The following is a 15773-nucleotide window of genomic DNA, read 5'->3' on the forward strand; positions in this document are numbered from 1 at the left end:
ATGCGCAAGAGACGTCTCCGGAAGTACTTCTCCTTCAATCCGCTGATAGCCATGAGCGTGGTGGCGGCATCGGTGGCCGTGGTCCCGCAGTTCTCCGCGGACACCACCGAGCGGACCACCACCGCAGCCGCGGACAGCACCTCGCCCCGGCTCTTCTCGGCGCCCGGCGAGCAGCTCGGGTCGGGTTACACGGCGTCGCCGGACTCGATCGTCCAGGCCACGGGTGACGCGGAGGGCCTGCACATCCTGGCGGCGAAGGAGAGCGACGGGTTCTCCTTCTACGAGATCGCCCGGCTCAACCGCAAGGAACTGTCCGACACCGGTCCGTGGACGGGATATGTCTGCACCACGGGATCAGGGAAGTACGCGGCCGCGGTCTACGCCCCGTCGGCCTGGTCCAACGAGCCCGGGGCGTACAGCGCCGGCGCGTTCGCCGCGGTGATCCGGCTCTCCGACGGCAAGGTCACCGACGTTCCCGACCGGGTCCAGCTGGCGTACTTCACCCCGGGCTGCGGCACGGGCGACGAGGTGGCCTTCACCTCCAGTTCGGCCACCGACACCTCCGCCGGGTCGACGACGGTCCTGTCGGTCGACGCGGCCACGGGTTCGGTCTCCTCCCGCCGCACGGTCAAGGGCCACCTGACTCACGTCACCCCCACCCGGAAGTCCACGGTCGGCGTACTCGACGGCAACCTCGTCGACCTGAAGGGCGACGGCAAGAAGCTGTCCGCGCGCAAGCTCGCGGCGATGCCCGGACCGCTCTTCGCGCTGACCGCGTCGGACGACGGAAGTGTGGACGTCGGTACGGTCGAGGGCGAGAAGAGTGTCATCTCCAGGTTCGACGGAAAGGCACTCACCGAACTGGGCCGTGCCCCGAAGGGCAAGGTGAAGCTCCTTCGCGTGGCGGACGGGACAGCCGTCGCCGGTGACGTGAAGGGCATCGACACCGGCAAGGCCCCGGGCCTCTCCAAGCACGAGGTGGACGGCCCCGTGGCCGGGATCTCCCGCAAGGGGCACCTGGTGACCAACTCGGTGTTCTCCGAGCAGATGAAGGGCATCACCACCCGTGTCGGCTCGGCGTCCAAGAAGGGCGCCGGCACTCTGACGGTCAAGGCGACCGCACTCAGGACGGGTGCCGAGGCCACCACGCTCGTGGACGCTGATCGCAAGCGGCCCCGGACCAGCTCCTCCCCGTCGCTGGACCCGGCCGCGTTCACCGTGGCCGGCCCCGACGACGTGGACCCCGCCGCCTGCGGTGAGGGCATGCCCGAGACACAGTGCATCTCCGGATCGGGTGCACAGATCCGGGGCGAGGTGTGGGACATGGAGACCCCGTGCATCGTCAAGCGCAACGACCCCAAGCGCCAGGCTCTCCAGGCCAGCGCCAACATGGTGGAGTGGGCGGTGGACCAGGCGGTCCACGGCCAGCTGAACGTCTCCCGGCCGAAGGACTGGCACGCCACCGGCCTGGCCGCGTACACCCCGCAGGGCCTGTTCCCCAAGCCGAAGCTGACCGGCGGGGGTGAGATTCCCGCACAGGTGATGCTGGGGATCCTCGCCCAGGAGTCCAACTTCAAGCAGGCGTCCTGGCACTCCATGAACGGGGACTCCGGCAACGTCACCAAGTCCGACTGGTACGGCAACGAGAACGGCATCCACAACTACCCCAACAAGAGCAGGGCCGACTGCGGCTACGGCATCGCCCAGGTCACGACCGGCATGTCCGAGCTCCACAACCCGACGCTCAGCACCCTGGAGGCAGGCGCCGTCACCACCGACTACGCCGCCAACATCGCCGCGGGCCTGAGCATCCTGGCCGAGAAGTGGAACCAGCTCAAGACGCTGGGCATGCAGACCAACAACGGCAGCGCGGCCTACATCGAGAACTGGTACATGGCGCTGTGGGGCTACAACTCGGGCGTCTACATGCCGGGTGTGGAGAACCCCACCGGCGTCGTCGGCCTGGGCTACTTCAACAACCCGGTCAACCCGGACTACCCGGCGGACCGGCAGCCGTTCCTGCGGTACAGCTATGACGACGCCTCCCGGCCCGGTGAGTGGAGCTACCAGGAGAAGATCTTCGGCTGGGCTGAAGTCCCGCAGATGACCTGGGACGGAGAGGAGTCCTACTCCGAGCCGGACATGCCGATGGGAGTCATCAAGGTCGCCCCGCGCACCCTGTTCTGCAACCCGTCCATCAACGCGTGCAATCCGGCCGCGTCCGACCCGTGCCCCAGCTGGGACGAGCAGTGCCGCTGGGACGGCAGCGTGGACTGGATGGGCTCGCAGAGCACGGGCAACTCCAGCACCGAGCACCTCAGCTACTCGCTCGGATCGGGAGAGCCCGAGCTCAAGAGCAAGTACGACCACGGCCCCTGCATCGACCATCCGAGTGTCTACACCAACGCCATCATCGTCGACGACCTCGGTGAGCACGAGGACACCTACGGCTGCGGGGACTTCGAGGCGGCCGACGACGGCAAGTTCACCCTTCAGTCCGGCGACAACATCACCATGGAGAGGGAGGACGGCAGCTTCCGGGCGACGCCGTACATCGCTCCCATCGACCTCCACCAGCTCGGTGCCGGTTACGACCACCACGTCTACTTCACCCACAGCTACGACTACAACAACCAGCCCTTCCACCGGATCACAGGCCGGTGGCAGGTGAACCAGCGCAAGCTGCCCTCCGGTGACGAGCCCGGCCAGCGCTACAAGGTGTACCTCCACCTGCCCAGCCACGGCGCGGAAGCGGTCGTACGGTACGACTTCGTACCCGGCGACAACACGGCGGGGGCGAAGCCCGACTACTGCAACGTGAACCAGGGAACCCGCAGCGCGGGCAAGAACACCTGGTTCGAGATGGGCACCTTCAGCTTCTGGAAGGGCGGCTACATCGAGGCCGACAACATCCAGAAGGGCGCCACCGGCGACGACAACGTGGTGTTCGACGCGATCGCCTTCGTCCCGTACAACTCCGCCGAGCCCGGCGCTTGCGCCCTCGTCGACGGCGGCCTGTGATGCGCGCCGCCCTCCGGATCCCCGCCGTGCTGGTGACCCTCGTCATCGGCACGGCGGGAGTCACCTCCTGCGGCACCGATGACGCCCCCGGTACGACGGCCTCCGAGCGTCCGAAGGCGGCGGCCACCCGGTCCGGGCAGGCCGAGGAACGGACGGCTCCGCCCACCGGCGATCTGCCGAAGCACGCGGTGACCAGCGACAAGAAGCCCGGCTTCGGCCCGGCGGAAGCGATGGCCACCGGATACACCGGCAAGGACTTCCTGGCCACGCTCGCGAAGTCATGGGAGCTGAAGCTGGACGAGCCCGTCGAGCAGGAGATGCCGGACGGGAAGAAGAGGACCTACGTGCACGGGCGGGCCCAGGGCGGAACGACGGTCTCGGCCGGTTACGCCGATCACCGCAACCTGTCGTCCCTTCTGTGCAGGACCGGCACGGACAAGGACACCGCTCTCGACTTCCTCGATGCCTGCACCGGTCTCGATGTCGCGGGAGTCGACCACCCCGGGGCGAGTGCCTGGCTCGGGCAGGCGAAGAAGGAGACGGATTCGCTGTACAAGAAGAAGGTGGCCGAGACGGGCAACAAGAAGGAGTACGTCATCAGCGGTGTGTACTCCTCGGGTCCGGTGACGATGGTTCTGCACCGGGCGTACGACAAGTACTCGCTCAGGATTCTCGGTGGTGCGGTGGCGTGAACCTACTGCCCTGATTCTTGGGGAAGTGAAGGACCCCGCCGGCTTCGGCGGGGTCCTTTCCGCGAGACGTGTGCGCGAGGAGCTCAGCAGATGAGCTCTGCCGTCCTGCTCTTGTACTCCTGCATCTCGCCCGCTTCGTACCCTGCCTCCTTGAGGCTCTTCATCAGCGCCGCCGTGTCGCCGCACAGACGCGGGCGCTGCTGATCGAGATACGACTTCACGCCGTCGGCGGGCAGCTGTTCCCACGTCCGCTTGACGTCTTCGTTCTTCTCGTGGGCGTAGGAGAACTCGACCCATTCCTTCTCATGGCTCGTCAGGCGGGACGTGTCGATGTGCCCGTCGCTCCCCCCGCAGGAGGCAGCCATCAGAGTGCACGCCACCACCGCGAGGGATATGCGCACTTTTTTCACGAGGTTCTCTTCCCGGTAGATGTCGAGAGTCGTCCAGCCCCGGGGAGTCCGCCCGAGAGCCCTGAGAGCACCCTGAGGGCTGTCCCGGGCGAAGTCGTCCGGCGGAGTCCACGCTGTCGCGCAGGAGGACGATACCGGGCAGGCCGTCCGCCCTGAAGTGCGGCCTCCCGCGACGCCGGGACGAGCGAGGCCTGCGAGGCCGGCGGTGGCGGGGCCCTGGCTCGCGCCGCCTGATGCGGCCCGGATATCGGCCACCCACCCCCTTTTCTCGGCGAGTCGGCCCACGCGCGCACCGTCCGGGTGCGCCGCAGCGGCACGGCGGCGGTCACCCCGTCCCCGTATGTGCCGGACGCGGGGAGGCCGCCTTCGTGTACGTCGCGGACGGAGGCGCTGCCGATCCCGGGCTGGCGCTCGGCTGCAGGGTGGGGTAGGCGTACGAGAGCGGCGGCCGACCCCTCCTGACGAGGTGTCGGCCGTTCGCGATCCCATGCCCGAACGCGTCAACCTGTTCGCGCTCATGTCTCAACTCTGCGTAGTGGCACCGTATATGACGTGCAGTCATTTCGTGATGCCGTCACTCCCGGGATGGTGCGGAAGCCGTTGCGCAACCCGTTGCGCCGGTAGCATGACGCGTCGAACAACCAGGCGAATCGTGTGGCACCTGACGGAGGGCCGGGAAGCATGGACGCGCAGAATCACGGAGGTTCGGACGGGATCGACCCAGCGGATCAGTGGGTGCTCAACCCCGAGACCGGCACGTACGAACTGTGCCTGGACGGGCCTCCGGCCCCGCGTTCTCACGGCGGCTCCCGGCATGGAGCCCGCGCCTCATCCGCTCACGGCGACGGTGGAGGCGAGGGCGCCGACGCCACAGCTCCGGCCCGCGTCCCCCGACAGCGCAGTCGCCGCGACCCATCCGTTCCGGGCACCGGACCCGCCCCCGGCCGCCGCAGGCGAAGACGGGGGGCCAGGAGGAAGGCACTGCTGTGGACGGGGGGCACCCTGGCGGCGGTCCTCGTCGGCACGTCGGCGTACGCCTACTACTGGTACCAGCGCCTCGACGGGAACATCAGCACCGTCGACGTCGGTGACGTGGGGAGTGACACCGTCCTGGGCGACGGGCCGGTCAACATCCTGATCATCGGCAACGACGTGCGCGTCGGCAAGGGCAACGAGGCCTACGGGAACCGGAGCAACGTCACCGGCCACGCAGACACCACCCTCCTCTTCCACATAGCCGAGGACCGCTCCAACGCGACCGTCGTGAGCATCCCCCGGGACCTGATGACGAAGATCCCGGACTGCGAGACCAGACAGCCGGGCGGTGCGGTCGAGGTCATCGCCGGGTCGGACGTCCCCACCAGGTTCAACGAGTCCTTCGGGGTGAACGGCCGCGATCCGGGCTGCACCATGCGGACGGTCGAGGGCATCACGGATCTCGAGGTCGACCACTTCATGATGTTCGACTTCAACGCGGTCAAGACGCTGTCCACCGCGGTCGGTGGCGTCAAGGTGTGTCTGAAGAAGCCCGTCAAGGACCTCGACGGAGGCACCGGCCTCGATCTGCCGGCCGGGGAGAGCCGGATCGCGGGCGAGGACGCCCTGTCGTTCCTCCGCAACCGGCACGGCCTCAAGAACGAGAGCGACCTCGACCGGATCGAGATGCAGCAGCAGTTCGTCGCGTCGATGATGCGGCAGCTGAAGGAGGACACGCTGAGCAGTCCCACCAAGATGCTCGACGTCGCCGAGGCGGCCACCAACGCCCTCACCGTGGACAAGGGCATTGGCAGTGCCGCCAAGCTCGTCACCCTTGCCCGGGAACTCGGCAAGATCGACCTGAAGAACATCACCTTGATGACGGTGCCGGTGATCGACAACCCGGACGAGCCCACCCCCGTCACCGTCGTCCTGCACCCAGCCGAGGCACCGAAACTCTTCGGCATGATGCAGAGCGACGTGTCGTTCACCGAGGTGAAGAAGAAGCAGAAGGCCGCGAAGGACGAGCAGGCTGCGCTGCTCGAAGGCCCCCGGGCCGAGGCGTCGGCGGTGCGCGTCGACCTCACCAACGGCGGCGCGCCGAGCGGATCGGCGCGCGCCGTCCTGGAGTGGCTGCGGGACGCGAAGGGTGTGTCGAAGTCCGGCAACGCCGGCAACGCCCCGGAGGGTGTGGCGAGGACGACGCTGGAGTACGCGCCGGACCAGGCGGACCAGGCGCGCACGCTCGCCGACCTCATGGGCCTGCCCGCCTCGGCGCTGAAGCCCGGAGCGAAGGACGCCGCCGGGACGGAGCCGATGAAGCTCGTCCTCGGCGCGGACTTCAAGGAGGCCGGCACCCCGGTCGCCGCGCCCACGAAGGTGGACGTCAGGCAGTCCCGGGCCGACGAGGGCGAGTGCCCCGGGTGAACGTCGCCGGGTGCCCCGGGTGAGCACCCGGGAGTGCGCCGGGTGAACGTCGCCGGGCGCCCCGGGGAAGCACCCCTGGAGCGCGCCGGGCGAAGGTCCCGGGGTGCCCCGGGTCCACGCCCCCGCAGTGCGGCCGGACACCTCCGAGCACGGCGGACGGCCGGTACCTCGCCCCCGAGGTACCGGCCGGTTCCGTGTGGCGTGCCCCGGATCAGGCCGCCTTCTTCAGTGAGGTGAGGTGGGCGAAGACGACGACGTTGGCGGAGTACCCGCTCTTCTTGTCGAAGCGTCCTCCGCACGTCAGGAGCCTGAGCTCCGGTCGCCCGGTCGCCCCGTACACCTTTTCGTCGGGGAACTTGTCCTTCGTGTAGGTCTTCACCTCGTCCACGGTGAAGACCGCGGTCCGCCGGTCCGCCCGGGTGACCTTGACGATGTCACCCCGGCGCAGGACGTTGAGATTGAGGAAGATCGCCGGGCCCGTCGCGGTGTCCCGGTGGCCGACGATCAGAGACGTTCCCGCTTCCCCGGGAGAAGGCCCCTTCCCGTACCACCCCACCAGCTTGGGCCTGCTCAGCGGTGGGGCGCCGAGCCGGCCCTTCTTGTCGAGGCCGAGGGCGGTGACGGGAGCCTCGATGAAGATGGCCGGGACGGCGACCTTCACCGGCCGGGAATGCACCAGTGGGGCGTGCGAGGCGGGCACCTTCTTCTGCGGCTCGTGCGGTGCCCGCCGGAAGGGCGGTGCCCCGCCGCCCGCGGCGTCGCTGCCGCGGGCGGCGGTGACCGGCGAGGCGTCCTCGGACGAGTCCGAGCTCGCCCACACGATGCCGGTCACCAGCGAGAAGGTCACGCAGAGGGTCATGGTGAGCCGGCATGCCCGGCTCGGACCCCGTCGTCGCCGTCGGCCGCGCGTGTCAGGCCTCGTTGCGGGCACGGCGGCGTGCGGAACGGCGCACCACGATCAGCCCGGCGATTCCGGCGGCACCGGCGACCACGGCCGCCGAGGTCCCGATACCCGAACCGCTCTCCGAGCTGACGCCCTCCATCTCCGGGACGCCGCCACCGCCCGCGGGGACCGCACCGGACGGCTTGTCGTAGATCTCGGCGGTGGCCTTCTCGCCGCTCTTCTCGGCGCCCTTGTCCGCCTGCGTGCCCGACTCGGACGACTCCCGGCCGCCGGCCTCCTCGCGGTTGCCGTTCTGGCCGCCGCCCTGGCCGGGCCGCGAGCAGTCGACCTCGAAGCTCTTCGACTTCGGGACGGGCCCGGCGGTCCAGGTCAGCTGGTACGTGCCCTCGGGGAGCAGGTACTCCTGGCTGCGGGCCTTGCCCTCGACGAGCGGGAGGGTGTTCGTCAGCGTGTTCCCCGGGGGGCGCTCGGTGATCGTCCACACCAGCTGGGGGAGCTCCCCGAAGTTGTTCGCCACGAGCACGAACTGGCAGACCTCCACGCCGTTGCGGTCACCACGCGAGTGCCAGCTGACGGAACGGACGTCGATGTCGCCGCTCTCGCCGACGGCGAGCGCGGCCGGGGCTCCGGCCACCAGGGCGGCGCCCGCGACGGCGACCGCGGCAGCCACCTGGGTGCCCGTGCGGACACTGCGGGAGCGGAGGGAAGCGGAAATGCGCATGGAGGGCTCCTTCAAGCCGGGATGATTGTCGTACTGATCACCTGATCGCCTAAGGGATGCCATGGATCTTCGGAAGAGTGCGTCGGGACACCGCAGAAACGCGCAAAAGTACCCTGACTAGCCGATACGCGGTCATCAGGGCGGCGGAGGCGGACACCGTCCGGCGACGGGAGAACAGCACGGCGGACCACCCCGACGAGCGGGGACGGCCCGCCGTGGCACCGTGCGACCGGGCGGGTCGAGTCCTCAGCCGGCCTTTCCCCTGCGTCGCCGGACCGCCCTCACCAGCACGACAGCCGCACCTGCCGAAGTGGCGAGCGCGACCCAGGCCGTCGGGTGCCGGAGGGCCCGGTAGGCCGGTGCGGGCGAGGCATCGAGCGGAATGACGGCGGTGTCGTTTCCGGGTGTGCGGTCGTAGGGGTGGTACGTCCGGACGGTGCCCCGCGCGCCCGCCACCTGCCGGTCGATGCGGACGCGGAACACGATGTCGGCCGACCCGTTCCCGGCGAAGGCCTCACCCCCGAGGTCGCAGACGAAGGCGCCGCCCCGCCTCTCCGGCCGTGCGCACCCCCACGCGTGGTCCGTCTCCTCGAAGGCGTACGGGATGGAGGTGACCGTGGTGCCCTCGGGCGGGACCACCTCGAAGCGGCCCTTCACCTCGTCGCCCTCCAGCCGCCCCGGGCCGAGGTCTTCCGCCCCCAGCCGCACGTCCACCGTGTTGCCGACGCGTCCCCGGATGCTGCCGGTGACCGGCCTGTGGTCCGCCTGGACCGTCGTCTCCACCTCGACGGTGCCGTGGACGGCGTCGAAGCCGCCGTCCACCGTGCGGACCAGGGCCACCGGGGCGCCCGTCCCGCGCACCGTGTGGCCGTCGGGCTTCTCCGGCGTGGCCGACCAGCTGTAGGAGAGCGTGCCGGAGAGCTCCTCCCCGGCGGCGACGTACGCGAGCGGTGCGCCGGTCCGGTACGCGGCGCCCGGTGCGGCCTTCGTGGGGAACACGCACCACGCCGACGTGGGACGGGCCCCCGCGTAGGAGCAGTTGCTGTGACGGGCCTTCAGGGTGAGGCCGCCGTTCGCGGTGACGTGCAGGGCCACACCCCGTTCGGCGGTGAACCGCGTGTGGTTGGCGAACTGCGGTGTCACCGCCTCGGGTTGCCCCGGATTCACCCCGCTCACCTGGACCTCCTTGCCGGGGGCGTCCAGGGTGGGCCCGCCGACGGCCATGCGGGTGGTGCCGGTGACGGGCGCCGCGCCGGTGGCGCGTGCCGTGTAGGTGACCGTGCCGCTGTCGCCCGGCTCCACGCCGTCCACCCCGACGATGCGGAAGGGGACGTTGCTCTCGCCGTCGTTCAGCAGGGTGCCGTAGTCGCAGGTGAACACCCAGCCCCTGCCCGAGCAGTTCCCGTAGCCGCCCTCGACCACGCGGGCGACGCCCTTCAGCCCCGAGGCGTCGACGACGACCGTGATGTCGCGGGCCGGTTCCGTGTTCCCCGGGACGATCGCGACGGGCACCTGGAAGTCTTCGTCCGCCCCTTCGGCGCCCTCGTCCGCGGCGTACAGGACCATGGTGCGCGGGACGCCCTCCAGGGTCAGTGCGACCCCGTCCGAGGCGGTGGCCCGTGCCGGTGCGAGCAGCAGGGCGAGCACGGTCGCGAGGCCCGCGGCCGTTGCCGCCGCGCGTCCGGGGATCCGTATCCGTGGGGGCATGCGGAGCACTATGCCACCGGGGGCGGCCACCCGTCCGTGCGGGTGGCCGCCCCCGGCCCTCTCAACTCCGTTCAGGAGATCAGGAGATCAGCTCGATCTCCGCCAGCGTCGCCGCCGATGTGCTCACCAGCCGGTACTTCGCGTACGCCTTCGGCGCCTGCACCGAGAAGACCCGGGTCTGCTTGTCCCAGGCGAACGTCTGGCCGGACCGCTTGTCGAGGTCCTTCCAGCTCGTGCCGTCCGCCGATCCCTGCAGCACCCAGCCCGTCGGGGCCTTGTCCGCCGTGGCCGAGGTCAGCGTGTACTGGACCGCCTTCGTGCCCGCGGCCGCCGGCAGCTCCACCGACCCGACCGCGGCCGAGGTCGCCGAGGTGTTGTCGTACAGCGCGCCGTCACCCTTGAGCACGTCGCCCTTGGGCGCCGGCACCTTGTCGTCCTGGGTGATGGAGACCGGGGCCGCGTCCTTGCCGGTGCCCCATGCCGAGGGCTCGGAGCCCATGTCGAACTCCAGCACCCCGCCCCTGGCGAGCAGGTCGTGCGGCAGCGACGTGGACGTCCACTTCTTGCCGTTGACCTTCAGGCCCTGGACGTAGATGTTCGTGGAGCTGTTCTTCGGGGCCTTGACGACGAGGTCGCGGCCGTTCTCCAGGTGCACGGTCGTCTTCGTGAAGAGCGGCGAGCCGATCGCGTACTCACCGCTGCCCATGACGAGCGGGTAGAAGCCGAGCGAGGAGAAGAGGAACCAGGCCGACTGCTCGCCGTTGTCCTCGTCGCCGTGGTAGCCCTGGCCGATCTCGCTGCCCGTGTACAGGCGGCCGAGGACCTCGCGGACCTTCTCCTGCGTCTTCCAGGGCTGCGAGGCCGCGTCGTACATGTACGTGGCGTGGTGCGCGACCTGGTTGCTGTGGCCGTACTGGCCCATCCGCACGTCGCGTGCCTCGGTCATCTCGTGGATCACGCCGCCGTACGAGCCGGTGAACTCCTTGCCGGCGGTCTCCGGCGTCGAGAAGTAGGTGTCCAGCTTCTTCGCCAGACCGTCGCGCCCGCCGTAGAGGTTGGCCAGGCCCCGGCTGTCCTGCGGGGCGGTGAAGGCGTAGCCCCAGCCGTTGGTCTCCGTGTAGTCGTAGCCCCAGACACGGGGGTCGAACTGGTCGGAGGGCAGGCGCCAGTCACCGTTCGGCTTCTTGCCCTGGAAGAAGCCGGCCTTGTCGTCGAAGAGCTTGACGTAGTTCTGCGCGCGGTTGAGGAAGTACGCGGACTCCTCCTTGTACCGCTGCTTCTTCGTCTTCTTGTAGAGGGCCTGGCCCATCTGCGCGATGCCGTAGTCGTTGAGGTAGCCCTCCAGGGACCAGGAGAGGCCCTCGTGCGTCTCGGTGTTCGCGTAGCCGGTGAAGACCGAGGTGTCCATGCCCTTGCGTCCCACGCCCGAGGAGGGCGGGGTCACCGTGGCGTTCTTGACCGCCGCGTCGTACGCCGCCTCGGCGTCGAAGTCGACGCCCTTGACGTAGGCGTCGGCGAAGGCCACGTCGGAGCTGGTGCCCGTCATCAGGTCGGAGTAGCCGGGGGAGGACCAGCGCGAGATCCAGCCACCGTCCTTGTACTGCTGGACGAAGCCGTCGACCATCTTTCCGGCCTGCTTCGGGCTGAGGAAGGAGTACGCCGGCCAGGTCGTCCGGTAGGTGTCCCAGAAGCCGTTGTTGACGTAGACCTCACCCTTGACGATCTTCGCGCCGGTGTGGGTCGGGGTGTCCGTACCCGTCTGCGGCGAGAAGGGGCTCGCGTAGGTGCTCTTCCCGTCGACCTGCTCGAAGCCGGAGTTCGGGTAGAGGTAGAGCCGGTACAGGCTGGAGTAGAGCGTGGTCAGCTGGTCGGCGTTCGCGCCCTCCACCTCGACCTTGCCGAGGATCTTGTCCCAGGCCTTCTGCGCGTTCCGCTTCACGGTGTCGAAGGAGGTCTTCGCCGGCAGTTCCATGGCGAGGTTCTTCTTCGCCTGGTCGACGCTGATCAGCGAGGTGGCCAGACGGAGGTTGACCGTCCGGTCCTTGCCCGCGTCGAAGCGGAAGAAGCCGGTCACGTCGTCACCGCCGCCGCCCTTCAGCTTGCCGCTGTCGGTGACCGGCGCGTCGAAGGAACCGTATACGAAGAGCCGGGTGGCGCCGGTGGAGCCGCCGCTCTTCACGTCGGAGTACCCCGTGAACGAGCCGGTCTCCGGGTCGAGGGTGAGACCGCCGTCGTTGGAGACGTTGTCGAAGACGAGGCTCGCGTCGTCACCGGGGTAGGTGAAACGCATCCGCGCCGCGTGGTCGGTCGGCGCCATCTCGGCCTGGAGGCCGTTCTCGAACGTCACCCCGTAGTAGTGCGGGGTCGCCGTCTCGTTCTCGTGGCGGAACGGCAGCGCACGGGCCGTGCGGGAGGCGTCCGGGGTGCCGGAGGCCGCCGACGGCATCATCTGGAAGGTCTGGCGGTCCCCCATCCAGGGGCTCGGCTCGTGGCTGGCGCTGAAGGCCTGCATCGTGGGCAGGTTGTCCTCGTTGTTGCCCCGGGCGTAGTCGTACAGCCAGCTCGTGGAGCCCGCGTTGGTGACCGGCGTCCAGAAGTTGAAGCCGTGCGGCACCGCGGTCGCGGGGAAGGTGTTGCCGCGGGAGAAACCGCCGCTGGAGTTGGTGCCGCGGACGGTCGACGCGTAGTCCGAGAGGTGCGCCTTGCGCTTCTCGGGTGCCTTCGGGGCGATCGAGATGTCGTCGATCCACCCCTGGAACTTCGACGGGCCCTTGGGGGAGTCGTACGCGACCAGGATCCGGTCGACGGTCTTGCCGGCGGCGACCGAGCCGATCCGCGAGGCGACCTTGTTCCACTGGTTCACGTACAGCCGCTTGGCGTCGGCCTGGCCCTGCGGGGTGAGCAGCCCGCCGTGGCTGTCGGTGGCCTTCAGCTCGCTCAGGTAGGTCCCGTCGGTGAAGGCGAGGTCCACCGCCACGTGGGTCGCGGGGTAGGCGAGGTCCGTCTCGCCCATCTGCGGGTAGACCAGGTAGGAGAGCTGGGTGTCCTTCGTGACCGCCGTGTCGACGTCGAAGACCTTGTTGTACGAGTAGGCGTGCCCGTCGGCCTTGTGCGTACCCGCGTAGCGCAGCGCCTTCGTCCCGGTGAACCCCGCGCCCTGCTTGGCCGTCGGGGAACCCGAAGGGCCCCGGTCGGGCTGGGTGCGCATGTCGTCGGGTGTGGGGGTGGAGGTGTCGCCGTCCGAGAACTGGACGTCGGCGAGCTGGATCGCGTCGGACGCGCCGTTGTTCTTCGTGATCTCCAGCCGGAAGTGCTGGTAGGCCGTTTCGGTGGCGAAGTCGAAGGACTTCGTCTGGTGGCGCTCGGAGAAGGTCTGGCCCGTGCGGGTGTCCAGATCCGTCCAGGTCTTGCCGTCGGCGGAGCCCTTGAGGGTCCAGTCCTTGGGGTCCCGCTCGTCGTGGTCGTTGGCCGAGGTCAGGGCGTAGGTCACGACCTTGGTGGGCTCGGCGAGGTCGAACTCGACCCATCCCGTGGACTGGAAGGCCAGCCACTTGCTGCCGGGTTCGACGTCGACCAGGTTCTCCTTGCCCTCGCCGCCGCCCGTGTTCTCGCTGCTGGCGCGGACCTCCGTGACCTGATCGGTGACGTTGCCCGGTATTCCGTCGGCGAAGCCGCCGTCGACACCCGACGCACGCTTCTTTCCGTCGGCGTCCTCCTCGACCGTGCTGCGCCAGTCGGGCTGCTTCTCGTCGGCTTCGAAGGAGGAGCTGAACGAGGTGTCGCCGGACGGCTTCCGTGCCGCGTCGGACGTCTGGGCGAGGGCCGCGGTGGGGGCCGCCAGGGCCATGACGAGAGAGGCCGCGAGGACCGCGGCCGAGCGGTTGTGTCTGTGGCGCGAGCCGTGCTGGGGACCACGTAGGGGCTGCATACGGAGCCGTTCCTCCCGGGGACATGCTCTGGACAACGTTGTCATTGTGGGGCGCGGGTACCAGTAGGTAGCCAAGTGGCGGGATGTGTCAAGGGTGTTGCACGGGGTCGACGCCGGTGATTCGACCGTATTGCGGAATACGCCGTTTCCGTGCGAAGGCACGCGGTGCCGAGGTGACCGGGAGGTCTCAACTCGGGAAAGACTGCCGCTCAACCCTGCATTCGATCTTGCTCAGTTGGCGGCAAGTGGACTATACCTGTCGGCGTCTGCACAGCCGCTTCACAACGGCGCGCGGGCGCGGGGGAGGGTGGAACGAGTGCGGGCGCGCGAGCGGCTGCCGCACGGTCGCCCGAAACTCCCCCACTGCACGGAAATCCGGAAATCTGCACGACCCAAGCGCAACTGACCGCGGTGGCGGGGCCCTTCGCCTAGGCGAATTCCTTACGGGTGACCGGCACACCGCCTGAGTCCTGGAGAAGGCGAGGACTTGAGCATGGGATCCACCTCAGGCCGCACGAACGAAGGCCTTGGCCGTCGCGATCTGATCAAGCGTTCTGCCGCACTCGGCCTGATCGCTGTTCCGACGATGAGCTTCCTGTCGGCCTGCGCGAGCAGTGACAGCGGAAGCGACGAGAAGGTCGAAAAGGGCACCAAGAGCGCGAAGAACCCGCTCGGTGTCAATGAGACCGCCGCCCTCGAGGTGGTCATCTTCAACGGCGGCTTCGGCGAGCAGTACGCCATCGACGCCGAGAAGAAGTACAACGCGGCCTTCCCCAAGGCGCCGAAGGTCAAGCACGCGGCGACCGAGAAGATCCAGTCGACGCTGCAGCCGCGCTTCAACGGTGGCACCCCGCCGGACCTGATCGACAACTCGGGCGCCGAGCAGATGGACATGGGTGTCCTGGTCGGCAAGAAGCAGCTGCTCGACCTCACGCCGCTCATGGACGCCCCGTCCTACGACGACCCGGCGAAGAAGGTCCGCGACACGCTGCGCCCGGGTGTCCTGGAGATGGGCCAGTTCGACGGCGACCCGGTCTGGATCATGTACTACGCGTACACGGTCTACGGCGTCTGGTACTCCCAGACCAACCTGGAGAAGCTCGACGCGGCGTACCCGGAGACCTGGGACGACATGCTCGCGCTGTGTGCCAAGGCGAAGAAGAAGGGCATCGCCGGCTGGACGTACCCCGGCAAGTACCCGTACTACCTGCCGTTCTCGCTCTACCCCTTCATCGGCAAGATCGGTGGCCGCGAGGTCCTCGACAAGATCGACAACCTGGAGCCGAACGCCTGGAAGGACCCGGCCGTCAAGGCCGCCTTCGAGGCGTACTACGAGCTCTTCCAGAAGGGCTACATCCTCAAGGGCACGCCCGGTCTGACCCACATCCAGTCGCAGACCGAGTGGACCAAGGGCAAGGCGCTGTTCATCCCGAACGGCTCGTGGGTGGAGAACGAGGCCGCTCCCACCACGCCCGAGGACTTCAAGATGATGGTCGGGGCGCCGTCCAGCCTGGACTCGTCCGACAAGCTCCCCTACGGCACCATCTGGGCGTCCGGCGGCGAGCCGTTCGTCGTGCCGGCGAAGGCGAAGAACCCCGAGGGCGGCATGGAGCAGCTGCGCATCATGCTCAGCGAGGAGTCCTCCAAGAACTTCACCAAGTCGGTGAAGTCACTCAGTGCCTTCAACGGCGGCACCGACGGCCTCACGCTGTCCACCGCCATGCAGTCCGGTGTCGACGTGCTGAAGAAGGCCGGCGACAACGTGGTGAACCCGCGCATGCAGGACTGGTACGTGAAGCTCCAGAAGGAGCAGATCGGTATCGCCGGAATCGGCGAGATGATGGCCGGCCGCGCGACCCCGGCGGAGACCATCAAGAAGATCCAGGCCTTCGCGGACGCGGCGGCCAAGGACCAGTCCATCAAGCACTACAAGCACCAGTGAGCCACCGTCACCAGCGGCGGCACCCGCTCAGAAATCGGGGTCGGT

9 protein-coding genes are annotated in these 15773 nt (G+C 68.8%); 4 read left to right on the forward strand and 5 right to left on the reverse strand.

The genetic code is table 11. The features are described 5' to 3' along the window. On the forward strand, positions 1–3021 hold the full coding sequence (locus ACFC51_RS34780) for a hypothetical protein (RefSeq protein ID WP_376380735.1): 3021 nt from the start codon (positions 1–3) through the stop codon (positions 3019–3021). Continuing rightward, positions 3021–3713: a hypothetical protein gene (locus tag ACFC51_RS34785; protein WP_376380732.1), complete on the forward strand. Its 693-nt coding sequence runs from the start codon at positions 3021–3023 to the stop codon at positions 3711–3713. Before ACFC51_RS34780 ends, ACFC51_RS34785 begins: the two co-directional genes overlap by 1 nt. An 83-nt stretch (positions 3714–3796) precedes the next feature. Here the strand turns inward: ACFC51_RS34785 and ACFC51_RS34790 are convergent, their stop codons facing one another. Continuing rightward, a complete protein-coding gene (locus ACFC51_RS34790) occupies positions 3797–4123 on the reverse strand; it encodes a hypothetical protein (RefSeq protein WP_376380729.1) in 327 nt (108 codons plus the stop codon). A gap of 681 nt (positions 4124–4804) precedes the next feature. Here ACFC51_RS34790 and ACFC51_RS34795 point away from each other — a divergent pair. Beyond that, complete coding sequence (locus ACFC51_RS34795; RefSeq protein ID WP_376532747.1) at positions 4805–6526, forward strand: LCP family protein; 1722 nt, start codon at positions 4805–4807, stop codon at positions 6524–6526. Positions 6527–6737: 211 nt separating this feature from the next. Here the strand turns inward: ACFC51_RS34795 and ACFC51_RS34800 are convergent, their stop codons facing one another. From ACFC51_RS34800 to ACFC51_RS34815, 4 genes are all read right to left on the reverse strand, one after another. After that, entirely contained in the window at positions 6738–7385 is a 648-nt protein-coding gene (locus tag ACFC51_RS34800) for a class F sortase (RefSeq protein ID WP_376380724.1), read from the reverse strand. A 52-nt stretch (positions 7386–7437) separates the two neighbouring features. After that, positions 7438–8151 carry a hypothetical protein gene (locus tag ACFC51_RS34805; RefSeq protein WP_376380721.1) on the reverse strand — a complete coding sequence of 238 codons (714 nt, stop codon included), beginning with the start codon at positions 8149–8151 and terminating at the stop codon, positions 7438–7440. A gap of 246 nt (positions 8152–8397) precedes the next feature. Further along, the gene (locus tag ACFC51_RS34810) at positions 8398–9858 is read right to left on the reverse strand and encodes a hypothetical protein (protein WP_376532749.1); all 1461 of its coding nucleotides are present in this window, start codon (positions 9856–9858) and stop codon (positions 8398–8400) included. Between the two features lie 79 nt (positions 9859–9937). Beyond that, positions 9938–13786, reverse strand: coding sequence for a GH92 family glycosyl hydrolase (locus ACFC51_RS34815; protein WP_376381057.1), 3849 nt, complete (start codon positions 13784–13786; stop codon positions 9938–9940). Positions 13787–14279: 493 nt separating this feature from the next. On the opposite strand from ACFC51_RS34815, the gene ngcE reads away from it, so the two are divergent. Then, entirely contained in the window at positions 14280–15728 is a 1449-nt protein-coding gene (gene ngcE, locus ACFC51_RS34820) for an N-acetylglucosamine/diacetylchitobiose ABC transporter substrate-binding protein (protein WP_376381060.1), read from the forward strand. Positions 15729–15773 lie beyond the last annotated feature (45 nt).

The sequence above is a fragment of the Streptomyces sp. NPDC055962 genome (assembly GCF_042270185.1).
Taxonomy (GTDB): Bacteria; Actinomycetota; Actinomycetes; order Streptomycetales; family Streptomycetaceae; genus Streptomyces.